The organism is Enhydrobacter sp., assembly GCA_025808875.1.
Lineage (GTDB): Bacteria > Pseudomonadota > Alphaproteobacteria > Reyranellales > Reyranellaceae > Reyranella.
The window spans coordinates 3,219,526-3,243,850 of record CP075528.1 but is presented as its reverse complement, the minus strand read 5'-3'; the positions used below and the strand labels follow the sequence as shown (position 1 = coordinate 3,243,850).

At 66.9% G+C, this 24,325-nt stretch carries 24 protein-coding genes; 17 read left to right on the top strand and 7 right to left on the bottom strand.

Going from position 1 to position 24,325, the window contains the following annotated elements; translation table 11 throughout:
* Positions 1-82: 82 nt before the first annotated feature.
* Positions 83-886, bottom strand: a complete 804-nt coding sequence (locus KIT25_16070) for a helix-turn-helix transcriptional regulator (GenBank protein UYN93564.1) — start codon at positions 884-886, stop codon at positions 83-85.
* A 68-nt stretch (positions 887-954) separates the two neighbouring features.
* Between KIT25_16070 and KIT25_16065 the strand changes: the two genes are divergently transcribed.
* Positions 955-2,142, top strand: a complete 1,188-nt coding sequence (locus tag KIT25_16065) for an MFS transporter (GenBank protein ID UYN93563.1) — start codon at positions 955-957, stop codon at positions 2,140-2,142.
* Between the two features lie 14 nt (positions 2,143-2,156).
* On the opposite strand, the gene KIT25_16060 is transcribed toward KIT25_16065, so the two are convergent.
* A complete protein-coding gene (locus KIT25_16060; GenBank protein UYN93562.1) occupies positions 2,157-3,017 on the bottom strand; it encodes an IclR family transcriptional regulator in 861 nt (286 codons plus the stop codon).
* Between the two features lie 95 nt (positions 3,018-3,112).
* Here KIT25_16060 and KIT25_16055 point away from each other — a divergent pair, with 95 nt between their 5' ends.
* The 7 genes from KIT25_16055 to KIT25_16025 all read left to right on the top strand — a co-directional run bounded on the left by KIT25_16055 (position 3,113) and on the right by KIT25_16025 (position 10,973).
* On the top strand, positions 3,113-4,087 hold the full coding sequence (locus KIT25_16055; protein ID UYN93561.1) for a tripartite tricarboxylate transporter substrate binding protein: 975 nt from the start codon (positions 3,113-3,115) through the stop codon (positions 4,085-4,087).
* Between the two features lie 190 nt (positions 4,088-4,277).
* Positions 4,278-6,230 (top strand): MBL fold metallo-hydrolase, encoded by a 1,953-nt coding sequence (locus KIT25_16050; GenBank protein UYN93560.1) that lies wholly within the window; start codon positions 4,278-4,280, stop codon positions 6,228-6,230.
* A gap of 84 nt (positions 6,231-6,314) precedes the next feature.
* Entirely contained in the window at positions 6,315-7,628 is a 1,314-nt protein-coding gene (locus tag KIT25_16045; GenBank protein UYN93559.1) for an ABC transporter substrate-binding protein, read from the top strand.
* A 27-nt stretch (positions 7,629-7,655) separates the two neighbouring features.
* Positions 7,656-8,420, top strand: a complete 765-nt coding sequence (locus KIT25_16040) for an ABC transporter ATP-binding protein (protein ID UYN93558.1) — start codon at positions 7,656-7,658, stop codon at positions 8,418-8,420.
* The gene (locus tag KIT25_16035) at positions 8,420-9,124 is read left to right on the top strand and encodes an ABC transporter ATP-binding protein (protein UYN93557.1); all 705 of its coding nucleotides are present in this window, start codon (positions 8,420-8,422) and stop codon (positions 9,122-9,124) included. Before KIT25_16040 ends, KIT25_16035 begins: the two co-directional genes overlap by 1 nt.
* An 11-nt stretch (positions 9,125-9,135) precedes the next feature.
* Complete coding sequence (locus tag KIT25_16030) at positions 9,136-10,005, top strand: branched-chain amino acid ABC transporter permease (GenBank protein UYN93556.1); 870 nt, start codon at positions 9,136-9,138, stop codon at positions 10,003-10,005.
* Positions 9,924-10,973: a branched-chain amino acid ABC transporter permease gene (locus tag KIT25_16025; GenBank protein UYN93555.1), complete on the top strand. Its 1,050-nt coding sequence runs from the start codon at positions 9,924-9,926 to the stop codon at positions 10,971-10,973. Before KIT25_16030 ends, KIT25_16025 begins: the two co-directional genes overlap by 82 nt.
* Here KIT25_16025 and KIT25_16020 read toward each other — a convergent pair.
* Genes KIT25_16020 through KIT25_16010 form a run of 3 tightly spaced genes read right to left on the bottom strand, consistent with a single transcriptional unit; the run spans position 10,970 to position 13,658 of the window.
* A complete protein-coding gene (locus KIT25_16020; protein ID UYN93554.1) occupies positions 10,970-11,986 on the bottom strand; it encodes an adenylate/guanylate cyclase domain-containing protein in 1,017 nt (338 codons plus the stop codon). The genes KIT25_16025 and KIT25_16020 overlap by 4 nt on opposite strands.
* Positions 11,983-12,972, bottom strand: a complete 990-nt coding sequence (locus tag KIT25_16015) for a threonine/serine dehydratase (protein ID UYN93553.1) — start codon at positions 12,970-12,972, stop codon at positions 11,983-11,985. The genes KIT25_16020 and KIT25_16015 overlap by 4 nt, the downstream gene beginning before the upstream one ends.
* Positions 12,972-13,658: a haloacid dehalogenase type II gene (locus tag KIT25_16010; protein ID UYN93552.1), complete on the bottom strand. Its 687-nt coding sequence runs from the start codon at positions 13,656-13,658 to the stop codon at positions 12,972-12,974. Before KIT25_16010 ends, KIT25_16015 begins: the two co-directional genes overlap by 1 nt.
* Positions 13,659-13,724: 66 nt before the next feature.
* Between KIT25_16010 and KIT25_16005 the strand changes: the two genes are divergently transcribed.
* From KIT25_16005 to KIT25_15990, 4 genes are all read left to right on the top strand, one after another.
* On the top strand, positions 13,725-14,015 hold the full coding sequence (locus tag KIT25_16005; protein ID UYN93551.1) for a hypothetical protein: 291 nt from the start codon (positions 13,725-13,727) through the stop codon (positions 14,013-14,015).
* On the top strand, positions 14,016-14,999 hold the full coding sequence (locus KIT25_16000; GenBank protein ID UYN93550.1) for an aldo/keto reductase: 984 nt from the start codon (positions 14,016-14,018) through the stop codon (positions 14,997-14,999).
* A gap of 199 nt (positions 15,000-15,198) precedes the next feature.
* Positions 15,199-16,071, top strand: a complete 873-nt coding sequence (locus tag KIT25_15995) for an enoyl-ACP reductase (protein UYN93549.1) — start codon at positions 15,199-15,201, stop codon at positions 16,069-16,071.
* Between the two features lie 169 nt (positions 16,072-16,240).
* Positions 16,241-16,726 (top strand): hypothetical protein, encoded by a 486-nt coding sequence (locus tag KIT25_15990; protein UYN93548.1) that lies wholly within the window; start codon positions 16,241-16,243, stop codon positions 16,724-16,726.
* Here the strand turns inward: KIT25_15990 and KIT25_15985 are convergent.
* Both KIT25_15985 and KIT25_15980 read right to left on the bottom strand, forming a co-directional pair.
* Complete coding sequence (locus tag KIT25_15985) at positions 16,716-17,924, bottom strand: alpha/beta fold hydrolase (protein ID UYN93547.1); 1,209 nt, start codon at positions 17,922-17,924, stop codon at positions 16,716-16,718. The genes KIT25_15990 and KIT25_15985 overlap by 11 nt on opposite strands.
* 49 nt (positions 17,925-17,973) lie before the next feature.
* Positions 17,974-20,112, bottom strand: a complete 2,139-nt coding sequence (locus KIT25_15980; protein UYN93546.1) for a lytic transglycosylase domain-containing protein — start codon at positions 20,110-20,112, stop codon at positions 17,974-17,976.
* Positions 20,113-20,180: 68 nt separating this feature from the next.
* Here KIT25_15980 and KIT25_15975 point away from each other — a divergent pair, with 68 nt between their 5' ends.
* The 5 genes from KIT25_15975 to KIT25_15955 all read left to right on the top strand — a co-directional run bounded on the left by KIT25_15975 (position 20,181) and on the right by KIT25_15955 (position 24,305).
* Positions 20,181-20,513: a YnfA family protein gene (locus KIT25_15975; GenBank protein UYN93545.1), complete on the top strand. Its 333-nt coding sequence runs from the start codon at positions 20,181-20,183 to the stop codon at positions 20,511-20,513.
* Between the two features lie 120 nt (positions 20,514-20,633).
* The gene (gene dapA, locus KIT25_15970) at positions 20,634-21,512 is read left to right on the top strand and encodes a 4-hydroxy-tetrahydrodipicolinate synthase (GenBank protein UYN93544.1); all 879 of its coding nucleotides are present in this window, start codon (positions 20,634-20,636) and stop codon (positions 21,510-21,512) included.
* A complete protein-coding gene (gene smpB / locus KIT25_15965; protein UYN93543.1) occupies positions 21,449-21,994 on the top strand; it encodes an SsrA-binding protein SmpB in 546 nt (181 codons plus the stop codon). Before dapA ends, smpB begins: the two co-directional genes overlap by 64 nt.
* 2 nt (positions 21,995-21,996) lie before the next feature.
* A complete protein-coding gene (locus tag KIT25_15960; GenBank protein UYN93542.1) occupies positions 21,997-23,133 on the top strand; it encodes an acyl-CoA dehydrogenase family protein in 1,137 nt (378 codons plus the stop codon).
* 221 nt (positions 23,134-23,354) lie between these two features.
* Positions 23,355-24,305, top strand: coding sequence for a hypothetical protein (locus KIT25_15955; protein UYN93541.1), 951 nt, complete (start codon positions 23,355-23,357; stop codon positions 24,303-24,305).
* Positions 24,306-24,325 lie beyond the last annotated feature (20 nt).

Below are 24,325 nucleotides of genomic sequence, written 5' to 3'. Positions count from 1 at the left end.
GATTAACACCCGTTACGTCAAGGTTTCTGTGCGCTAACCGGTTGCAGAATATGGATAAATCCACAAATCCTGCATGGATTTGTCAGTGCAAGTGCGAACGCGGCTGGTGATGGCGTGGCGAGGTGCCTGACGCCCGCCGGAACATGGCGCTGAAGGCGCTGACGCTCTCGTAACCCAGATCGAATGCTACTTGGGTAACGGCATCGCCGGCTGCAAGGCGTCCCATCGCTTCCAGCACACGTACCTGCTGGCGCCAGGCACCGAAGCTCATCCCGGTTTCGTTCTGAAACCGTCGGGCAAGGGTGCGCGAACTGGTGTTGATGGTGCGCGCCCATGCCGCGAGGGGGCGGACATCGCCCGGCGCATCGAGCAGCGCCCGGCAGAGCCCGCGCAGGCGAGGGTCGCGCGGCATCGGCAGGTGCAGCGCCAGCGATTGCGCGCGCTCGAGCTCGGAAACGATGAGCGCGACGACGTGCCCGGCCGGTCCGCTTTCGTCGTAGTGCATCGGCAGCTCGGTGGCGCGCACGATCAGCTCGCGCAGGAAGGCCGAGATGGGCAGCACGCGGCAGGTCCGGGGCATGCCCGCAGCGGCGTCCGCCCGCAGATAGAGCGTGCGCATCGTGACATCACCCGGCATGAAAATGCTGTGCTCGACGCCGGTCGGCATCCATAGCGCACGTTGCGGCGGCACCAGCCAGACGCTGTCATCGGTCGAAATGCGCATCGTTCCGGCAGTCGCATAGATCAGCTGCGCGCGCCGGTGTCGGTGCGGCGCGATCGCATGGCCCGCCGCGAAGTCCTTGGGCATGGCCGCCACCGCCCGCGGCACCTTCTGATAGTCGGCGGGGTTGGTGGAGCGATCCGAGGTTTGGCGCTTTCGCCACATTCTTTGGCATTCTAGCGCAAGACAGCCAAGGCCGTCCCGCCTATCCTTCAGGGGCGAGGAAACGCGTCATGAAGCTCAGCAGTCCGACCTCCCTCCTGCTCAATCTCGGCCACGCGATGGACCATTGGGTCCTCGTGATCTTCCTCTACACCGTCAGCGTGATCGCCGGCGTGTGGGGTGCCGATTGGAAGGAGCTGACGCCCTACGCCTTCGGTGCGTCGTTCATGTTCGGCGCCGGCTCGATCGTGTCGGGCAAGCTCGGCGACCAGTGGGGGCGCCGCGTCATGATGATCCTGTTCTTCGCCGGCATGGGCGCCTCGTGCCTGCTGATCGCGCTCTGCCAGAACGCCTGGCAGATCGGCCTTGCCCTCACGCTGATGGGCGCGTTCGCCTCGATCTACCATCCCGTCGGCATCCCGATGCTGGTGCAGAAGGCCGACAAGCCGGGCTTCGTGATCGGAGTCAACGGCCTGGTCGGCAATCTCGGCATCGCCATCGGCGCCAGCGTCTCGGTGGTGCTGGCGACGCGCTACGGCTGGCAGATGGCCTATGTCGTCCCGGGCATCGTTTGCATCGCCGCCGCCGTTCTGTTCGCGCTGTTCGTGCCGCGCGAGGAAGAGGCGCCGTCCAAGCGCAAGCCCAAGATGCTCGACATGCCGCCGGCCTTGATGGCGCGCGTCTTCTTCATCATGACCTGCGCGGCGATTTCCGGGTCGATCGTGTTCAATTTCACCACCAACGGCAACGGCGAGATGCTGAAGGCGCGCATTGCCGAGCTGGCGGCCGATCCCTGGCTGCTGAGCGTGGTGCTGTTCTTCGTGTTCACCATCGCCTCGCTCGCCCAGCTCGTGGTCGGCGCGCTGATCGACCGATATCCGCTCAAGACCATCTACCTGCCGATCCTGCTCGCCCAGGTGCCGCTGTTCGTGCTGGCCGCCGTCGTCGACGGCTGGGCGCTGGTCGCCGTGACGACGCTCTTCATGGTGTTCGTGTTCGGCGCCATCCCGTTCACCGACGCCATGATCGTGCGCTACATCGACGATCGCATGCGCAGCCGCGTCACCGGCATGCGGCTCGCCATCGGCTTCGGCGTGAGCTCCCTGGTCGTCGCCGCCATCGGACCGTCCGTGAAGGCGGCGGGCTTTCCGACGCTGCTCGCCTTGCTCGCCTTCGTGGCGATGTGCACCGTCCTCGCGATCTCCTTCCTGCCCAGCGAGCGTCAGGTCGCCATGTCGGGACTGAAGCCGGCGGAATAGGCCTTCGAACGATATCAGCCGAACTCGATCACGGGCTCGCCGGCGCCGACGAAAGCGCGGATGCTGGTGGCAAGGGCGCGAATGCGCGGGCCAATCTCCGCCTCGAGCTGGCCCGGCTGCAGGCGAAAGGCTGGGATGCCGCAATTGATGGCGAAGGCCTGCTTGAGATCTTGCGCCAGGAAGAGGGGCGAGGCGACGGCGTGGATGGCAGGCATGTATTCGCCAAGGCAGGTGCAGAAACCGCGTTCGGCCGATTGCCGCACACCGTTGCGATAGAGGTCGCGATAGGTGGACCACATGTCGCCATCGTCCTCGGCGATGCGCTGCTCGAGCTGCGATCGCTCGACGGCCGGCAGCAGTGCGGCGGCGGCGCGCCCCATCGCCGTCCTCACGACGGTGATCGGCAGTCCTATGTCGGGGACGTGGGGGCCGACGTCGCCCGAACGCGCCGTTTCGACGTAGATCGCCGAAGTCCCGTCGAGCAGACCGATCGACACCGTGCCGCGGACACTCTCCGCGAGGTCTTGCATCAGCGGACGCGCGGCCTGGCGGAAAGGCATGCCGGCGAGCAGGGGCCGCACCAGCCTCAGCGGTCGCGCGCCGAGGCGGTATTTGGCGACGTTCATGTCGTAGCGGAGATAGCCGAGCTCGGCGAGCGTGTGGGTCAGCCGCGCAACGGTCGGCCGGGGGATTCCGGTCCGGGCTGAAAGCTCCATGTTGCCGAGCATGATCGTGCCGGCGTCGAACGCCTCCAGCACCACCAGCCCTTTCGCGAGCGTCGTGGCGAATGCCGCGTCGCCGCTGCTTCCCGCGAGCACGTCTTCAGCGGAGGGCGAGGGGAGGAAAGTCGGCTTGGGCCGCGTGGCGGGTACCATTTCGCAAAAACTACGCTTTCGCTGGACTCGTGTCCATTTATTAGTCGTAATTGAAATAGACCGTCTGATTATTGGACATAAAGAAGGAGGGAAGGATGCTCAAGCGTCGTGGCGTGCTGGCGGGCGTGGCCGGGTGGACAATCATCGGGCCGGCGGCGGTGCGGGGCCAGGCTTGGCCGAGTCAGCCGGTGAAGATCGTGGTGCCGTATGCGCCGGGTGGGTCGGCCGATGCGCTCGCCCGCACTGTGGCGGAGAAGATGACCGTCCTGCTCGGCCAGCAGGTGATCGTGGAGAACAAGGCGGGCGGCAACACCATCATCGCCATGGACTTCGTCGCCAAGGCCAAGCCCGACGGCCACACTTTGCTGCTCGGCGCCACGACGATGGCCACCAACGTCGCGCTCGGCTTCAAACAGCCGTTCGAACCGCTGAGGGATCTGCAGATGATCTCGACGCTGGCCGACATCCATGACCTGCTTGCCGTGAACAAGGACCTTCCCATCAAGGACTTTGCTTCGTTCGCGGCCTGGGTGAACACTCAACCTGCGCGGGTGCGCTTCGCTTGCTCGGGTATCGGCAACCAGCCGCACTTGTGGGGCGAACTCTTCCGCACCCGCACCAAACTCAAGATGGACGTGGTGGGCTACAAGGGTTCGGCGGACGCCGTCCGTGACGTGCTGGCCGGCCACGTGCCGATCCTGGTCGACGTCGTGTTGCCGACCGGCAACCACGTGAATCAGGGCCGGCTCACCGGCATCTGCCTCGCGGCCCGCGAGCGCTCGCCCATCTGCCCGATGGTGCCGACCGTGGTCGAACTCGGCATGCCCGATCTCGTGAGCGCGGCGTTCTTTGGCCTGGTTGCGCCGGCTGGCGCGCCTGTCATCGTCGTCGAACGGCTCAACAGCCTTTGCCTCGAGATCCTCAAAAATGTGGGGGTGAGGGACAAGCTTGCCGGTCTCGGCCTGGTCCCGACCGGCAGCACGCCCGCCGCCTTCGCTGAGCGCGTGAAGGCGGAGACCGAGCTATGGTCCAGGGTGGTGAAGGAGAACGGCATCAAGGTGGAGGGCTGAGGCCGGGCGCCTCATTCGCCTCGTGCCGGGCCGACATGCCGACGCCGGGACGATTTCAATCTATGATGCGACGCGGACGTTGATGCCGGGCAAGACCCGCGCCTTCATCGATCACGTCGTCGATCGTTTCAGGCGGGAGGAGCTTGCCGAGAAGTTCGCCGGCAGCTTGGCCTGAAAAGAGAGAGATGACATGACTTCGAGTTCCGCGGTTCCGGTTCCCGCCTCGCACCTGGAGGCGGCGCGCGACGCCGAGCCCGCGACGCGGGCGGCCAATGCGGCGATGGCGGCGAAGCTGCAGTTCTCCGACACGCGCGATTTCGAGGCGGCGCAGCGCGGGCTTGTCGCGCCGGTGCCGGAAGGCGTCGTCCGAACGCCGGGCGGCACGGTGCTCTGGAACCTCGGCGAGTACGCCTTCATCGACGGTGAACTCGCCCCCGCGACTGTGAACCCGAGCCTGTGGCGGCTGGCGCGGCTCAACCTCGCCAATGGCCTTTTCAAGGTGACGGAGCGCCTCTATCAGCTCCGCGGCTTCGACATCGCCAACCTGACGGTGATCGAGGGCGAGTCGGGGCTAATCCTGGTCGATCCGCTCACCACCGCCGAGGTGGCCCGCGCCGCGCTCGACCTCTACTACGCCCACCGGCCGCGCAAGCCCGTCGTCGCCGTCATCTACACCCACAGCCACGTCGACCACTACGGTGGCGTGCGTGGCGTGGTCGACGAGGAGGACGTCAAGGCGGGCAAGGTCGCGGTGATCGCGCCCGACGGCTTCATGGAGGCGATTTCGGGAGAGAACGTGCTGGCCGGTCCGCCGATGATCCGGCGTGCGCAGTTCCAGTTCGGCGCCCTGCTGCCGCGCGGTGCGCGTGGCCAGGTCGACGCCGGGCTCGGCAAGGGCGTTGCCCGCGGCACGGCGGGGTTGATCGCGCCGACGCGGCTGATCGTCGATGCGGTCGAGGAGCACACGATCGACGGCGTGAGGATCGTCTTCCAGCTCGCGCCGGAGACCGAGGCGCCGGCCGAGATGCACATGTTCTATCCCGGCCTCGGCGTCCTCAACATGGCGGAGAATGCCTGCCCGCTGCTGCACAACTTCATACCGTTGCGCGGCGCGGTGGCGCGCGATCCGTGCGTTTGGGCGCGCTACATCTCCGACGCCATCGCGCTTTACGGCCCGCGTACCGAGATCCTGATCGGCCAGCATCATTGGCCGACCTGGGGACGCGAGGCGGTGCTTGATCATCTTGAGTCGCAGCGCGACCTCTATAAGCACATTCACGACCAGACCCTGCGCTACATGAACAAGGGCTGGCGCCCGGCCGAGATCGCCGAGGCGATCGACCTGCCGCCCGGGCTGGCCGAGCGCTGGTCGGCGCGCGGCTACTACGGCACGGTCAGCCACAACGTGAAGGCGGTCTACCAGCGCTACCTCTCCTGGTACGATGGCAATCCGTGCAACCTCCATCCGCTGCCGCCGGCGCCGGCGGCACGCAAGTTCGTCGCGTACATGGGTGGTGCCGACGCCGTCGTCGCCCGCGCGCGCGACGACTTCGCCCGGGGAGAATTCCGCTGGGTGGCGCAGGTCCTGAAGGAGGTTCTGTTCGCCGAGCCAGGCCACGCCGCGGCGCGCGCGCTCTGCGCCGATGCGCTTGAGCAGATGGGGTACCAGGCCGAGTCGGCGACCTGGCGCAACGCCTTTCTCTATGGCGCGCAGGAACTGCGGCACGGCGTGTTCAAGATGCCGGCGCGCCTGCCTCTGAGCGCCGACACCCTGGCCGGCCTGAGTACCGACGTGCTGTTCGACGCGCTGGCCATCCGGCTCGATGCGGCCAGGGCCGCAGGACACTCGCTCGTCGTCAATTGGCGCTTCACCGACCGAGGTGAAACGCTGGCCTGGACGCTCACGCACTCTACTCTGACACATCGAATGAAGGAGCTGGCGCCGGACGCGGTCGCGACCGTGACCACGACACGCGCCACGCTCGACGCCGTCCTGCTCGGCAAGACGACGCCGGCCGAGGCGATGGGCACGCGTGCGTTGTCGATCGAGGGCGACGCGGCCCGCCTCGTGTTCCTGCTCTCGCTGCTCGAACCGCCGGCCGGAATGATGTTCGACATTCTGACGCCCGGCGAGGGCCGCTGACCGCGGGACGCTTGACATCGCACGGGCGCGCTCGTGTGATGCATGGAACAAGGCACCAGCCAGCGCGATTCTGGGAGGAACTAGATGACATTGCGCATGATCGCCCGCCTGTTCGGCGGGCTCGCGGCCACGATCGCCGCGTTCGCCACGGCGGCAACCGCCCAGGCCCAGGAAAAGAAGATCAAGATCGGCGTTATCTACGACCTGACCGGCCCGCTCGCCGGCGGTGGCTCCGAACTCCACCACCTCGGCGCCAAGATCATGATCGACCATTTCATCAAGCAAGGTGGCGTCGACGGCTACAAGATCGAGGCGGTCTATGCCGATGCCCAGAGCAAGCCCGACGTGGCGATCAATGAGGCGGTGCGGCTGATCGAGCAGGAAAAGGTCGACATGGTGCTCGGCTTCTTCTCGTCGGCGCAATGCGTGCCGGTCGCGGCGCGCGTCGAGCAGCTCAAGAAGTTCATGTGGATCACGACCTGCATCTCCTCGGCAGTGCTCGAGAACCGCAATCTCAAGTACGTGTTCCGCACCCAGCCGTCGGGCGCGCAGTTCGGCGAGCTGTCGATGGACTTCATCGCCCAGAACGCCAAGGCCAAGCTCGGCAAGGACGCCAAGGACGTGCGCGTGGCGATCATCCACGAGGACGGCGCCTATGGCGTCGACGTCGCCAAGGGCAACGAGGCGGGCGCCAAGAAGGCGGGCTTCAACATCGCACTCAAGGAAGGCTACGCCGCAACGGCGCCGGACCTCTCCGCGCTGATCACCAAGCTGAAGCGCGCGCGGCCGGACGTGATCTTCCACACCGGCTACAATCCGGATATCACGCTGTTCCATCGTCAGGCGCGCGAGGGCGGCCTGAAGTTCAGCGCCCTGATTGGCCACGGCGCGGGCTACGGCGTCTATTCCAAGCTCAAAGAAGGCCTCGGCAAGGACGTCAACTACTTCTACAACGTAGATCCGATCTCGATCTGGGACACCAAGCAGGACGCGCTCGACAAGGCGCTCCCGCCGCTCATCAAAATGGTCGGCGAGGAGTACGACAAGGCCAAGCCCGGCACGACCATCCGCTCGGCCCATGTCGGCATGGCGGCGTCGAACACCTACGTGTTCTTCAAGGAAGTGTTGCCGCGCGCCATCAAGAAGTATGGCGGCATCGACGCCGACGCTTTGCGCAAGGCGGCACTCGAGGTCGACCTGCCGGAGGGCGGCACGATGCTCGGCTTCGGCGTCAAGTACGCTGGCGAAGGCTCGCCGATCGCCGGCCAGAACGAGCGCGCCTCGCCGGTCGTCGTCCAGTATGTCGACGACAAGTCCTACGTGGTGTGGCCCAAGAGCCAGCAGCAACGCGATCCGGTGCTGCCGTTCCCGGCCGGCACGGTCTATTCGTCGAAGTAGGCACCATCAGCGGGGGATGAACGGCCGGTGCTCGTCGTCGAGGGTCTGGTAAAGCGTTTCGGCGGGTTCACGGCCGTCAACAACGTGTCGTTCAAGGTCGATCAGGGCGAGATTCTCGGCCTGATCGGCCCCAACGGGTCGGGCAAGAGCACGATCTTCAACATGCTCTCCGGCACCTTTGCGCCGACCGCGGGATCGATCCTGTTCGAAGGACACGAACTGGCGGGCCTGTCGCCCCACCGCACCATCCATCGCGGCATCGGCCGCACGTTCCAGATCCCGCGACCGTTTCGCCGCCTGTCGATCTTCGAGAACGTCGAACTGGCTGGCTTCTACGGCCAGACCGGCCAGGTCCTGCACAGCCGGGCCAAGGCGGAGGAAGCGGCCGAGCGCGCGCTCGCCATGGTCGGCCTGCCGACCGACCGACGCGCGCCCGTCGACGGGCTGGGGGCGGCGGGCCTGAAGAAGCTCGAACTCGCCAAGGCGCTGGCCACCGGCCCCAAGCTGCTGCTCGCCGACGAGAGCCTGGGCGGGCTGGACGAAAAGGAGATGAACCAGGCCGCCGAGATGCTACGCAACATCCGCAACGAGCTCGGCATCACCATCATTTGGGTCGAGCACATCATGGGCGTGCTCATGCGCGTGGTCGACCGCGTCATGGTGCTTGACCACGGCGAGAAGATCGCCGAGGGCCTGCCGGGCCAAGTGTCGAGTGATCCGCGTGTCATCGAGGTCTATCTCGGCACGGATGCCCACGCTACTCAGGCCGCCGCGGCCGAGGGGCGACGCTGATGCTCGAGCTCAGGCAGATCGACGCGGGCTACGGCAGCTTCCAGGCGCTGTTCGGCATCGACCTCGAGGTCAGGGCGGGCGAGGCCGTCGGCGTGATCGGCCCCAATGGTGCCGGCAAGACGACGTTGATGCGCGTCGTCTCCGGCCTGATCCGCCCGACCCGCGGCTCGATCGCAATGGAGGGCGCCGACGTGGTGAAGACGCCGGCGCATCGCATCGTCAATCTCGGCATCGCCCATGTGCCGGAGAATCGCCGGCTGTTCCCGCGCCTCACCGTCGAGGACAACCTGAAGATGGGCGCGTTCATCCCCGAGGCGCGCAAGAAGTTCGCGCAGCGTCTCGATTTCGTGTTCGACCTGTTCCCGCGCCTGAAGGAGCGGCGCCACCAGATGGCGGGTACCATGTCGGGCGGCGAGCAGCAGATGTGCGCCATCGGCCGTGCGCTGATGAGCGACCCCAAACTCCTGTTGCTCGACGAGCCGTCCGCCGGCCTTGCGCCGGTCGTGGTCCAGCAGGTGTTCGAACTGGTCAAGCGCATCCGCGCCTCCGGTCTTACGGTGCTGATCGTCGAGCAGAACGTGCAGCAGGTGTTGCAGGTCGTCGACCGCGCCTACCTGCTCGAGGCCGGCACGATCCGCAGCTCCGGCACGTCGGCTGAACTGCTGGCCAGCGACACCATCAAGCAGGCCTATCTGGGCGTGTAGCGGGGGAGTCCATGGAGATCTTCGACATCTACCTGCTCGAGGCGATCATCAGCGGCATCCTGCTGGGCGGTGTCCTGGCCCTGCTGGCCCTCGGGCTGAACCTGATCTTCGGCGTCATCGACGTGGTGTGGATCTGCTACGCCGAGCTGATCATGATCGGCATGTACGGCCTCTACTATTTCTACTCGGTCTACGGCGTGCCGATGTGGCTGGCGGCGCCGGCCGCGATCGTGCTGGTTGGCATCCTGGGCCTGGTGCTGCACTACGTGGTAATCTCGCCACTGCTCGACTCCGCGCCAATCAACCAGCTTCTGGCGACCGGCGGCGTGCTGTTCTTCCTGCAGAGCTTCGCCACCGTCGCCTTCGGCATCGACTTCCGCAACCTCGGCATCCGCCTTCCGGTGCTGGCGATCGGCGAGATGCACTTCAGCTACGCCCGCCTGCTCGCCTTCCTCGCCGCGCTCGCCGGCATGGTCGTGGTCTACCTCTTCATGACCCGCACCTATATCGGCACGGCGATCCGGGCCATCTCGCAAGACCGCCAGATCATGACCCTGATGGGCGTCGACACGCGCAAGCTCTACCTCGTCACGTCGGCGATCGGCGGCTCGCTGGCGGGGCTCGCCGCCTGCCTGCTCGTGCTGCAGTACGACGTGCATCCCTTCGTCGGCCTCTCCTTCGGACCGATCACCTTCCTGATCTGCGTGCTGGGCGGGCTGGGCAACTTCGTCGGCGGCTTCGTCGCCGCCTTCCTGTTCGCCCAGATCATCTCGCTGGGCGGCCTCTACTCCGACCTCGAATGGGGATACGTGCTGGCCTTCGCCTTCTTCATCGTGATGATGTTCATCCGCCCGCAGGGCCTGCTGGCGAGGCGCTCGTGAACCCGCGCAATCCCGCGCTCTGGATTGGCGCCGCCATCCTGCTGGCGCTGCCGCTGGTCTATAAGCAGCCCTATCACCTGCACGTGCTCGTGCTGATCCTGATCTGGTCGTTCGCCTACACGTCGTGGTCGATCATGGGCCGCTTCGGCCTGGTGTCGCTCGGTCACGGCGGCTTCATGGGAGTCGGGGCCTACGTCACGGCGCTGCTGTGGAACCATTTCGGCCTGTCGCCGTGGATCGGCATCCCGCTGGCCCTGGTCGCGGCGGGCTTGCTCGCCTTGATCGTGGCCTGGCCGTGCTTCCGCTTCCGCATCACCGGCCACTACTTCGCGCTGGTGACCCTGGCGCTCTCCGGCATCGTGCTGCAGGTCATCACCGCCACGCGCGACCAGACCGGCGGCTCGCTCGGCTATACGCCGGAGCGGACCAAGGGCAGCGCCATCGCCGCCCTGCAGTTCGTCGACAAGGAGACCTGGTACTACATCGCGCTCGGCGCGTGGGCCGTCGGTCTCGTCATCTGGTACCTGATCGACCGCTCGATGATGCGCGGCGCGCTCGAGGCGATCTCGGAGGACGAGGACGCGGCGGCGGCGGCGGGCGTCAACGTCACGGTCGAGAAACTGAAGATCACGGTGCTGAGCGCGGTCATGACCGCTTTCGCCGGCGCACTCTACTGCCAGTACCAGATGTTCATCTCGCCCGACACGGTGAGCGGCATCGCGGTGTCGCTGCAGATGGTGTTCGCCGTCGTGGTCGGCGGCATCTACGTCGCCTTCGGGCCCACGGTCGGCGCCGTCATCACCATCCTGATGGCCGAGACGCTGCGCATCTCGTTCGGCACCAAGGCGGTCGGCTGGGACAACCTCGTCTACGGCGTGCTGCTGGTGCTGTTCATCATCTTCCTGCCCAAGGGCATCCTCGGCAGCCTGCTCGACCGCGTCACGAGGCGCAAACCCGCGCCGGCCTAGGCCCTCAGCGCCGCGATGCCGAGCGGCGCGACCCGGCCACGGACGGCGAGCGTCGGCAGGTCGATGGCACGCAGGCCCGGCGGCAGTTGCGCGCGCTCCAGCAGATCGGCGGAAACCAGAACATCCTCGCCGAGCTGCTTGGCGGCCTCGAGCAGTCGTGCAGCGACGTTCAGCGTGTCGCCGACATAGGCGATCTCGCGGCGCATGTCGCCGATCTCGCCGGCGACGATCTCGCCGTAGTGCAGGGCGGCGCGGAACTCCGGCACGACGCTGTAGCGGTGTTCATAGTGGCTGCGGTGGCGTTCGATCAGATCTCGCACCACGAAGGGGCAGCGCAGGCAATCGTCGGTCGCCTCGCGCCAGGTGAGGATCGCCTCGTCGCCGACGTACTTGTGGATTTCTCCCTCGCATTCGAGCGCGGCGTCGGCGACGTTGCGAAAGAAGTCGTTCAGCAACTCGTGGAAGCGGATCGGGCCGAGCCGCTCGGCGATCGTCGTCGAACCCTTCATGTCGATCAGCAGAAATGCGCGATGCTCCCGCCGGGGCTGGACATAGCGGCCGGTCAGCAGGTTCCGCAAAGTGCCATAGCCCAGCAGTCCGCCCATTTCGAACACCAGATTGGCGACGACCGACATGACGATGGCGAAGACGATCGAGGTTTCGAAAGCGCTGTCGAAGGCGAAGGCCCGTTCCACGGGAGCGAACAGCAGGCGTCCGACGGTCAATCCACAGAGGATGACGACGAGATAGGCCAGCACCTTGAGGCCGAAGAACGCGGCGAGGGGCAGCCTCCTCAGGCGTCGCAACAGGGACGAGCGGCGGCCTCTGAGCTCGAGCAGGCTGATCGGCGTGGCGATCATCACGGAGGTGGCAACGCTGGTGAGGATGACGTCCGGCGCGGGAACCGCCTCGGGGCGGATCGCCATGCCGAAAAAGACGCTGACCACGGCACTGGTCAGACCGATCCACGCGATGATCCGCCAGTCGCGGCGGTCGCGGCGCGACAGCTTCACGTCTTCGGCCGTTGGCCGAGTGCGCGGATGAAAGTCTCGTGGTCGACATTGCCGCCGGAGCAGACCACGGCGACGGCCCGGTTCTCGACCGGTAGCTTGCCCGTCAACGCCGCCGCCAGGGCCACCGCGCCGCCCGGCTCGACCACGAGCTTGAACTCGCGGAATGCCGTCTCCATGGCGTCGAGCACCTCGTCGTCGGTCACGACGAGACCGGGCGACAACAGCTTTTGCGCCAGCGGAAAGGTGACGTCGCCGGGCGTCGGTGCGAGGAGCGCATCGCAGATCGAGCCGGAGAGCTTGTCGTTCTTCTCCTTCTGGCCGCTCGCCAGCGAGCGCGCCAGATCGTCGAAGCCCGCCGGCTCCCCGGCATGCACCTTGGTCGCCGGGCTCAGCCCCTTGACCGCGAGGGCGATGCCGGTCGAGAGCCCGCCGCCCGAACAGGGGGCCGCGACCGCATCCAGCGTGACGCCCGCCGATGTCGCCTGCTCGACGATCTCGAGCCCGGCCGTCCCCTGACCGGTGAGAATCCACGGATGATCGTAGGGCGGCACGACCGTGGCGCCAGTCTTGCGGGCGATGTCGAGCCCGATCTCCTCGCGGCTGTCCCTGACGCGGTCGTACAACACGACCTCGGCGCCGGAGGCGCGTGTGTTGGCGACCTTGAGGGCGGGTGCGTCGGCCGGCATGACGATGATGGCCTTCACGCCCAGCAGCCGCGCCGCCTCGGCGAGTCCCTGCGCGTGATTGCCCGACGACCAGCCGACCACGCCCCGGCGCCGATCGTCGGCGCTCATTGCGGCGAGGAAGTTGTAGGCGCCGCGCAGTTTGAACGAGCCGGTACGCTGCAGGCACTCGGCCTTGAGAAACAAGCGCCCGCCCAGCTTGTCGTTGACGCGCGGATTCTCCAGGAGCGGTGTGCGCAACGCCACGCCCGCCAGACGGCGTGCGGCGGCCTGAACGTCGGCAAACCCCGGCAGCGAACTCATCAGGCGACACCGAGCAGAGCGGGAAGTTGCGACAGGTCCTTCAGCGCGGTCGCAATCCGGCCTGGCAGATTGTCGTCGGGCAGGCCGGCGCGATTGATCCACACGGTGTTGAAGCCGAAATGCGCCGCGCCATGGGCGTCCCAGCAGTTCGACGACAGGAAGCACACCCCGCCGGGTTTCACGCCGCAGCTCTGCTCGACCAGGCGATAGACCCTGGGGTCGGGCTTGAAGATTCCGGCGGGATGCACGCTCAGGATCGCCTCGAACTTTCCCGCCAGCGTCGAGGCCGCCACCATCGGCTCCAGCATCTCGGGATTGCCATTCGACAGGATGGCGAGCCGCACGCCGGCACTCTTCAGCCTGTCGATCATTGCCGGCACCTCGGGGAAGGGATCGAGTGCGAGGTAGGCGCCGAGCAGCTTGGTCTTGATCGCCGGGTCGGTCAGGCCGTGCGCGTCCAGGCAGTGGTCGAGTGCCTCACCGGTGACCTGCCAGAACGGCGCATAGCTGCCCATGCTGTTGCGCAGCCAGGTGTAGGAGATCTGCTTGGTCCGCCACATCTCCGACAGGGCGTCGGCCTTGGGTCCGAGGGCCGCGCGATGGCGCGCCACCGCGGAGTTGAAATCGTACAGCGTGCCGTAAGCGTCGAACACGCACATCTCGATGCCGGTCAGCGCCGCTCCCATGATTTGCTCCCGATGCTCGATACCCGTAGGCTACCAAGCATGTTCATCGCCATCGTTCAAATCCCCATGACCAAACGGCCTCGCGAGACCGCGGTCGAGGCCGCACGCAAGTCGGCACCGACCTATGCCGCGCTTGGACCCAAGGGCTTGGTCAGGAAGTACTATCTCAACGGCGAGGCCGGTGGCGGCGGCGTGTACCTGTGGGAATCCGAGGTGGCGGCGCGCGCCTGGTACACGCCGGAATGGGAGAAGCGCATGGAGGCCGCGTTCGGCGCCAAGCCGACCGTGACCTACTACGACAACCATGTCGTGGTCGACAACGCGGCGGGCGCGGTACGGATCGAGGGCGAGGGCTGAATGCAGAAGCGCAGGTTGGGGCGCACCGGACTCGAGGTCTCGGTGCTGGGATACGGTGCCGGTGCGGTCGGTGGATTGTTCACCAAGGGCGATGGGCGCGACCAGGAACGCGCGGCGGCGCGCGCCATCGAGGCAGGCATCAACTATTTCGACACCGCCGCGCTCTACGGCAACGGCGAATCGGAAAAGAACCTCGGTCGGGCGCTGAAGGCGTTGAAGGCCGACGTCGTGGTCGGTACCAAGTTCCGCCTCAAGGCTGCGGACCGCGCCAATGTCGGTGCATCTGTTGCGCGCTCGCTCGAGGAAAGCCTGAAGCGCATGGATCGCGACAGCGTCGACCTCTTCCAGTTGCACAATCCCCTGGTCGCCAAGGACGCCGATGATAGGATGGCGATCGACATCGCGCTCGACGAGGTCGCGCCGGCGCTCGAGAAGCTGCGCAAGGCCGGCAAGATCCGCTTCATCGGCTTCAGCGGCGTGGGCGAAACGCCGGCGCTGCAGCGCGCCGTCGACTCGAAGTTCTTCGACACGGTGCAGGTGGTCTACAACGCCCTCAATCCCAGTGCCGGCGGGCCGATGCCAAAGGGCACACCGGGCCAGGACTACGGTCGACTGCTCGACAGCACGCAGGCCGCCGGCATGGGCACGATCATCATCCGCGCGCTGGCGGGCGGCGCGCTGGCCGGCACGGCCGAGCGGCACCCACTCGCCATGCAGGTGGTCGATCCGATCGGCTCGGCACCGGATTTCGCCGGCGACGTGGCACGCGCCAGGAAGCTCGAGCCGCTGGTCGAGGAAGCCGGCGCGGCAAACCTGGCCGAGCTCGCCCAGCGGTTCGTGATTTCCCATCCCGGCGTCCACACCATGCTGATCGGCTACTCGACGCTCGACCAGCTCGATGCCGCTATTGCCGCCGTGAACAAGGGGCCACTGCCGGACGGAGTGTCGAAGCGGATCGGCCAGGGCAAAGCGCACGCTGCTTGAATCATCTCTTCCCCGGCGAAGCCTGGTTTCGTTCGGGACGGGCGTGGAAGGGGCCGTTCTGGCGACCGCGGCCGATGGCTCCCATGGCGCGCTGCGTGCAGTTGCGCGAGACACAAATCGTAATCAAACGTGAACGTGGCCTTCCGTCGAACATTGTAAGAGGGGCAACAACAAGACTGCTTCGAGGTTGAAAAGTCGTATGCCAAGCACGCTAGCGCCCGAACCTCTGTTCGCCGGAAAACGCGGCCTGATCATGGGCGTTGCCAACGAGCGCTCGCTCGCGTGGGGCGTCGCGCGGATGGCGCTGGCGCACGGCGCGACATTGGCGCTGACCTATCCGAACGAGGCCATCGGCAGGCGTGTGAAGGCGCTGGTGGGCGGCCGCGACGTGCCTCTCTTGCCGTGCGACGTCGGCTCCGACGACGACATCGACCGGCTGGTTACCGCGCTGGGCGAGGTCTGGCCGGGCGAACCCGTCGACTTCGTGGTTCATGCGATCTCCTACTCCGACAAGAACGAGCTGGTGGGGCCTTACATACGCACCACCCGGCGCAACTTCGCGACGGCTCTGGATATCTCCTGCTATAGCTTCACCGCGGTCGCCCAGCGACTTTCGCCGCTGATGACGCGCGGCGGTTGCCTGCTCACGCTCACGTACTTGGGCGCCGAGCGGGTCATCCCGCACTACAACGTGATGGGCGTGGCCAAGGCGGCGCTCGAGGCGAGCGTTCGCTACCTTGCGGTCGATCTCGGCAAGCAGGACATCCGTGTCAACGCGATCTCGGCCGGACCGGTGAAGACCCTCGCGGCCAGCGGCATCTCCGGCATGCGCCATCTCATCAAATGGGCGGAACTGCATGCTCCGCTCAAACGCAATACGACGATCGACGACGTGGGTGCGGCCTCACTCAGCCTGCTGAGCGACCTCGGCCGCGGCATCACCGGCGAGATCCTGCACGTCGACAACGGCTACAACGTCGTCGGCATGGTGGCGATCGACGAAGCGCAAAAGAGCGCCGAGGTGCTGGCCGAGTTGGGCCAGCAGTACGAGCGGCAGGTGGAGAAGGAGTAGGCGTCGGCCGTCGCAGGCTCGGGTTTCAGGACTATCCAAGCGCCGACGGCCCGTGCCGAAGGGCGCACCCGACCGAGGTCCCGATGCGGACGACGTAGAGCCCAGGGCGCCCATCGAAGGACGAGTCGATGCGGTTTCACCGCGGATGAAACTGCCCTAGATTCTTCCGATGGAGGGTTGGGACAATTTTTTCCTTGGGCAGGTCGGCGCCTCGGCGGCGCTCGCGGGCCTGCTGTTCGTCGCCGTGTCGCTCAACGCGAGCCGCATCCTGGCGCTCCCGATGCTGCCGGATCGCGCGTTGGCGGCGCTGAGCCTGCTGCTGGCGATCCTCGTCGTTTCGTCGCTGATGCTGATTCCCGGCCAACCCTGGAACATTGTCGGGGCGGGAATGCTGGCGGTCGGCGTCGGTCTTTCGGCTTTGGGAATCGCGCTCGCCCTTCGTTCGAGAGGAGACATCGGCAGTGCAGGCCGTGCCAAGACAACGACCAATTTCGTGTTGTTCGCCGCCGCCGTTCTTCCCTATGCGGCCGGCGGCCTCGCCATGTTGGCCGGCGCGGAGGGTGCCGGCGTCTATTTCGTGGCGACCGCCATCGTGCTTTCGTTCATCAAGGCGGTGCTCGACGCCTGGGTGCTGCTGATCGAGATCAATCGTTGACCCGCAGCGTGCGGTCGAGCCAAGGGTAGACCCGTTCGTCGAAGATCTCGCGGCCCATTCCTTCGCAATGACCACCCGCACCCTCCGCCGCGGTGAAGTGCAGGAACTCGACCGTGCAGCCGATCATGGCATCGGCCAGCTTGCGGCCCTGGCCGGTGGAGACGACGTCGATCTCGTTGTCGCAAATCAGGCTAGGGCAGGTGATGCGCGCCGCCGCGTCGCGATTGTGGAAGTCGCGGAGGTGCCGGCAGTAGGCCTGCACCGTGGCGACGCCGTGCGCCGCCATCCGGGGGTGAAACAGCAGCGCGCCGTCAGGCGTCGCGCCGAGAACCTCGAAGGCGCGCACGGCGTCCTCGTCATCGTCGTCGAGACGGGCGAGCAGTGCGGGCGGCAGCCGCTCGAGCAGCGCAGCGCCGATGTCGTACTGGCCGGGATCGGCCACCAGGGCCGCCAGCCGTCGCTCGACGGCGGCCGCGCGCGGCACGAGAAAGCCGCCGAAGCTGCAGCCGAGGGCGGCGATGCGTCCGGCATCCACCTCGGTGCGTCCGACGAGGTAGTCGAGCGCGGCGCCCATCGCCGTCTCGTAGTCGGGTCGCATGAAGGCGCGCGTCGTGGGATCGTAGAGCGTCTTGCCCTGGCCCGGCCCATCGAGAGCCAACACGGCATAGCCGCGCGCCAGGGCCGGCAGGCCGTTCATCAGAGCGCTCTCCTCGACCGAGCCGTCGTAGCCACTCGGCACGATCAGCGTCGGCCAGGGTCCCGCGTCGCGTTCCGGCGCCATGAAGCAGGCGTGCAACGCGCGACCCTCGAACGGCACGCGCACCGCTTCGCAGGGGTAGGGCGACAGCGCCATCGCCTCCTGGAAGCAGCGCGCGCTTGCAGGCCACGAGGTCTGCAGTTCCGCACAGTCGAGATCGACGCGATGAAAGAAGCCAGCCTGACGGAAGGATTCGGCAGCGCGCAGGAAAAGGTGGAATGCCGATTGACGATGGCCTGCCGCGCGTTCGCGCTCGGCCCTAGCCGCCAGGTCGTCGGCCAGTGCGCGCCATCCGGCATGCCAGCTCGTGAGATTGCCGTCCTCGATGCGCGCCGCCACCGCCATGACCTCGCCGACCGTCGCGGCGCCGAGATAGACCTTGGCCAACGAGCGCTGGATCTGCGAATTGAAGTCGCGCGTCGCGAACGGCTCAATCGCCATGGCGGTTCTCCCCTTCGGTTGATTGCGGGTCGACCGAGATCATCCTGGGCTAGGAGCCCCCCATCGCGGGCTGCAGTGTCCGGAACGGCCCGTTCAGGCGGTCGCGATAGACGCCGACTCCCTCCATGACGCGCTGCACGTAGTTGCGCGTCTCGCCGAACGGGATCATCTCGATCCAGTCGACCATGTCGATCTTGCCGCTGCGCGGATCGCCCATCGTCTCGAGCCAGCGCGCCACGCGGTTGGGCCCCGCATTGTAGGCGGCGAGCGCGACCTCGTACGAGCCGCCGAAGCGCTGCAGCATCTCGGCGAGATACTGGCTGCCCAGCTGGACGTTGTAGGCCGGGTCGCGCGTCAGCTTTTCCCGGATGAAAGGCATGCCGAGCCGGCCCGCCACGTCGCGTGCCGTGCCCGGCAGGAGCTGCATCAGGCCGAGCGCTCCGGACGACGAGACGGCTGCCGCGTCGAACTGGCTTTCCTGCCGCGTCAGCGCGAGCGCCAAGGCGCGCTCGATGGAACCCGTGGCGCCGATGTCGACGACCGGGAACGAGGCGTCGAACAGGGTGACGCCGTTCTCCACGCCGCGCCGGGCGATGCCGACCGATATATCGGGCCGACGCAGCTCGGCGGCGAGCTGGGCGAGCAGCAGCGTCTGCCCCGGCCCTTCGACCATGCGTGCGAGTCGCAACAGGAAGGGCCGCGTGCGCTCATAGTCGCCGGCTTGGCCGAGATACCGGGCGACGACCACGAGTTCGCGTGTGCTCAGCGCCCGGCGGTCCCCGTCGGACGCCAGCGGATCGGACGGCAGGCGCGCCGCGCCTCCCGGCAGCTTGCGCGCGGCGAGTTGGCCGTAGAAGGTCTGGCCGAATCCGGCGGCGCGCGTGTACCAGTCCTTGGCTTCCTTGCTCCGACCGGCGGATTCGTGCGTGCGCCCGAGCCAATAGGCGGCGCGGCTCCTGGAGATGTCGGTCGACACGCCGTCGTACAGCGTCTGGAAGTGCTTCAGGCCCTCGGCCGGCTTCTTGAGATGTCGCAGCGCGATCCAGCCGGCGAGGAACTCGGCCTCGGCGAAAGCCAGCCCGCGCGTGTAGCCATGCGGAGCGACGACGGCGTAGGCATCGGCCGCACGGCCCGCGGCTAGCAGCTCGCGCGCCACCTGTTGGCGCTCCGTCCACCACTGGCCCGACGGATTGGGCGTGGGCGCGACGAGGATCGACTTGGCCTCCTCGAGGTTGCCGGTACGGCGCAGCCAGGCGACGCGCTCCAGGCGCATCGCCGGCTCGTTCAGCCTGGCCGCCGGAACGCCGCGCAGAATGGTCACCGTGTCGGCTGCACGCGTCGCCATCGCCAGTCGCGCGCGAGCGACCGGCTGGTAGTCGGGAGGCAGTCGCGAGAGCAGGGCGCTCGCGACCTGGGTGCGACCTTGACGCAGGATACGGTCGAATCGGCCGATATCGTCTTCGCCCGTGAGGTGATGGCCGTAGCGATTGAGGAAGTCCGTCTCGTCCGAGTCACGGAAGGTACCGTTGCGCCAGCTCTCGCGGGCGAGCCGCGGCACGTCCTTGGGGCTCGCGGCCTGCGCGGCATCCATGCGGCGGATGAGTCCGGAGCTGGTGAGTGGCGGGAAGGCGGTGAAGTAGCGAAATGCCTCGTTGGCCGGCGTGTCGGCGCCGATGCGGTCCTCGGCTTGGCGCCGCAGCACCTCTGGCTCGGGCCAATCGGGATTCTCGCGCAGGAAGCGCCAGATGGAGGCGAAATCGGCCTCGGTCCGAGGGGCCGCGCGCAGGATGTTCCACTCGACGATCCGTACCAGAAGCGGTTGACCGAAATTGGCGACCGAGGTACGGGCGTCCGCCCAACGGTTCTCGTCGACCGCCTTGAGCGCGGCGCCGAGAGCGGCCGCCTCGGCGTCGCTCAAGGGCTTCGCGTCGGTCAGCGCCTGCGCAACGTCGCCGGGTTGGGCAGGCACGATGCCCTGGCCGGTGGCGATCGGCTGCGCCGCGCCGCGCGCGGGGCCGGAAGGCCGCGCCGCGGGCTCCGGCGTACCCGGCGAAACGCGGCGCACGCCGGTGTCGGGTGCTCCCGAATTGCTCTCGCCGCGCAAAATCGTGACACTGCCCTGCTGGGCCTGCGGCGCGGACGCGAAGGCGGCAGAGATCAGGACGAGGGGGATGGCTGCTCTTTTCACGGCAGGGAATCGTAGGCAGGAGCTTGCGGCATCACAATGGCAAGTTGGAGCGCGCGAGGAGAACGGACGTGATTTCGATCGCAGCTTATGTCGGCGCCGCAGCCGCCGAGATCGCGGGATGCTTCGCCTTCTGGGGATGGCTGCGGCTGGGCAAGCCCGCGTGGTGGCTGGCGCCCGGCCTGATGAGCCTCGCGCTGTTCGCCTATCTGTTGACGCTCGTCGAGTCCTCGGCGGCCGGCCGAGCCTACGCCGCCTATGGCGGCGTCTATATCGCCGCCTCGATTGTCTGGTTGTGGATCGTCGAGGGCGCAAGGCCGGATCGCTGGGATCAGATCGGTGGCACTGTCTGCTTGGTCGGTGCGGCGATCATCCTGTTCGGTCCGCGGACAGCGACGGGCTGACCCAAGTCCGCCATACCCTGTCGACCCGCGGTCCCGGGCCTCGGCGGACGGTTGCTCGCCTTGCTCCGGCAGGGAGCGGAGCCTATGCTGTTCGGCCACCAGAAAAGGTCGGAGGAAGCCATGTTTTCCGGATCGCTCGTCGCGTTGATTACTCCGTTCAAGAACGGGTCGGTCGACGAAAAGGGCTTCGAGAAGTTCGTGGCCTGGCAGATCAAGGAGGGCACCGACGGCCTCGTGCCGTGCGGCACCACCGGCGAGTCGCCGACGCTCTCCTACGACGAGCACAAGCGCGTCATCGACATCTGCATCCAGGCCGCCAAGGGGTCCGGCGTCCCGGTGATCGCCGGCACCGGCTCCAACTCGACCGAGGAGGCGATCGACCTCACACGCCATGCCAAGAAGGCCGGCGCCGACGCCGCCATGCTGGTCGTGCCCTATTACAACAAGCCGACCCAGGAAGGCCTGTTCCAGCACTTCAAGACGGTGGCCGAGGCCGTCGACATCCCGATCATCCTCTACAACGTGCCGCCCCGCACCGGCGGCGACATGCAGGTCGACACGGTCATTCGCCTCTCGCAGGTGCCGGGCATCGTCGGCATCAAGGACGCGAGCTACGACATGGCACGGCCGACTCTCACCAAGCTCAAGGCCAAGAAAGGCTTCATCCAGCTTTCGGGCGAGGACGCGAGCGCCATGGGCTTCATGGCGCAGGGCGGCGACGGCTGCATCTCGGTGACGGCCAACGTTGCGCCGCGCCTCTGTGCGGACATGCACGACGCCTGGAAGGCACGCGATCTCGACAAGGTGTTCGAGATCCAGGATCGGCTGATGCCGCTGCACAAGGCGCTGTTCGTCGAGACCAGCCCCGCCCCGGTCAAGTACGCGTGTGAGCTGGTCGGGCAATCCTCGGCCAAGCTCCGGCTGCCGCTGGTCGAATGTACCGACGCCACCAAGAAGCAGGTGCGCGATGCCATGGTGCATGCCGGCCTGATCAACTAGGCGAGACCTCCTTGGCGAAGAAACCGGACCTGGGCCGCACCGTGGTGGCCCAGAACCGCAAGGCGCGGCACAATTACTTCATCGAGGAGACCATGGAAGCCGGACTCGCGCTCACCGGCACCGAGGTCAAGTCGCTGCGCGGTGGCCGAAGCTCCATCGCGGAATCCTACGTCACGGAAGACGGCGGCGAGGCGTGGCTGGTCAATGCCGACATCCCGGAGTACGCCGGCGGCAACCGCTTCAACCACGAGCGCAAGCGGCCGCGCAAGCTTCTGCTGCATAAGAAGGAGATCAACCGGCTGATCGGCGCCATCCAGCGCGAGGGCCGCACCGTCGTGCCGCTTCAGGTCTATTTCAATCCGCGTGGCCGCGCCAAGATCGAGATCGCCCTCGTCACCGGCAAACAGGCGCACGACAAGCGCCAGGCCATCAAGGACCGCGACTGGCAGCGCCAGCGTGCACGGCTGCTGGCGAGGCGGTAGGCATGATCCTCAGCGAAGAACAGATACTCATCCGCGATACCGCCCGCGCCTTCGCGCAGGACAAGGTGCTGCCGAACGTGCGGGCCTGGGAGGCGGCGGGAGAGATCCCGCGGTCGCTTCTGGCCGAGATGGGGCAACTCGGCTTCCTCGGCATGTGTGTTCCGACGGAGTGGGGAGGCGCCGGCGCCGACATGGTCTCCTATGTGCTGGCGCTGGAGGAGATCGCGGCGGCCGATGGCGGCCTTTCCACGGTGATGAGCGTAAACAACTCGCCCGATTGTGCGGCGTTGCTGGCCTACGGCTCGTCGGAGCAGAAGGAGCGGTGGCTGAAGCCCATGGCGCAGGGCGAGGTACTGGGCGCCTTCTGCCTCACCGAGCCGCACGCCGGCTCCGACGCCTCGAACCTCAAGACGCGCGCCGAGCGGCGCGGCAACGGCTGGCTCCTGAACGGAGTGAAACAGTTCATCACCTCGGGCCGCAGCGCCGACGTTGCGCTGGTCTTCGCCGTCACCGACCCGACGTCGCCCAAGCGCGGCATCTCGTGCTTCATCGTGCCGACCCGGACGCCGGGATACCGCGTCGCCGCGGTCGAAAAGAAGCTCGGCCAGAAGTCGTCCGACACCTGCCAGATCGCCTTCGAGGATTGTGCCGTCGGCGCCGATACAATGCTCGGCGCGGAGGGCGAGGGCTATCGCATCGCGCTCGCCAATCTCGAGGCCGGCCGTATCGGCATCGCTGCCCAGGCTGTCGGCATGGCGCGGGCGTCATTCGAGCTGGCGCGGGCCTATGCCTCGGAACGACAGGCGTTCGGCACGGCGATCATCAACCATCAGGCAGTCCAGTTCCGCCTGGCCGACATGGCCACGAAAATCACGGTCGCCCGCCAGATGGTGCTGCATGCGGCAACGTTGCGCGATGCCGGTCGGCCATGCCTCACCGAAGCCGCAATGGCCAAGCTATATGCTTCGGAAATGGCCGAGGAGGTGTGCTCGGCTGCGATTCAGACCCATGGCGGTTACGGCTACGTCGCCGACTACCTGGCCGAGAAGATCTGGCGTGATGTTCGGGTATGCCAGATCTACGAAGGCACCAGCGACGTCCAGCGCATCCTGATCGGCAGGGGAATGGCGGCGCTCTGAGCGCCATCGGTCGCTTGTTCCCGGGTTCATGGCATGCGAAACTCATTCGGTGTGAACAAGGCCGCACAATCGGCCGGAAACAAGACTTGGGGAGACCGGACGGCGGCCCGATGACCGTACGCCGTAACGTGGGGAGGGTTGGGGCCTTCGCCGCTTTCTTGGTGGCTTGGGCGGGTGTTGCCGTGGCCGGCGACCCTGCGACGGGCAACCGTGTCATCAAGATGCAGACCGCGTTTAATCCCAGCCTGCCGGGTGCAGGCGAGGGGGTGCGCGCCTTCACCAAGACTGTGAAGCATGTGTCCGGCGGCGGCCTCGTCATCAAGATCGTCGAGCCCGGCCACATCGCTCCGACGCCCGAAATGCTCACGGCTGTGGTCGAGGGCCGCCTCGAAGCCGCTTTCACCTGGTCAGGCTATGCCGCGGCGGAGACGCCGGTCTTCGGCCTCTTCGCCACCGTCCCGTTCGGACCGGGGCCGCACGAAATGACCTCCTGGCTGATCGAAGGGGATGGCGGCCGCATTCACCGTGACGCCTACGAAAAGCTGGGCGTCGTCGGCATTCCCTGTGGCGTGCAGGGGCCCAAGGGTGGTGGCTGGTTCCGCGGCGATGTCAGCACGGTTGCGAACCTGAAGGGCTTGCGGCTGCGCTACGGCAAGAACTCGGCGGACGTGCTGACGCGGCTGGGGGCGACGGTCGTGCCGTTGGGCGCGGGCGAGTTCTTCCATGAACTGCAGCAGGGCAAGGTTGACGGCGGCGAGATGTCGACACCGGCGATCGACGCGGCATTGGGCTTCGACAAGCTCGGGCTGCCCTATTATTTCCCGGGCTGGCAGCAGCCCTCGGCTGTACTCGACTTTCTGATGCGCAAGGACAAGTGGGATCAGCTTGCGCCCGCGCAGCGTTCCCAGATCGAGACCGCCTGCCGCGCCAACATGGTGTGGATGCTCAGCCGGTCGCCGCAATTGCAGGGGCTCGCTCTCGACAAGCTGCGCGCTGCCGGCGTCGTCTTCAAGCAATGGTCCCCGGCCGTGCTCGACGCGTTTCGCAAGAGCAGCGAGGCCGTACTGAAGGAGCGTGCCGAGCGCGACGCGGCCTTTGCCACCGGCCTCGCCAACCAGCGGGCCTTCACCGCGCAGAGCTCGGCCTGGCGTAACCTCTCGCGCCTACCCTGATCGATCCGGATGCGTTCCGC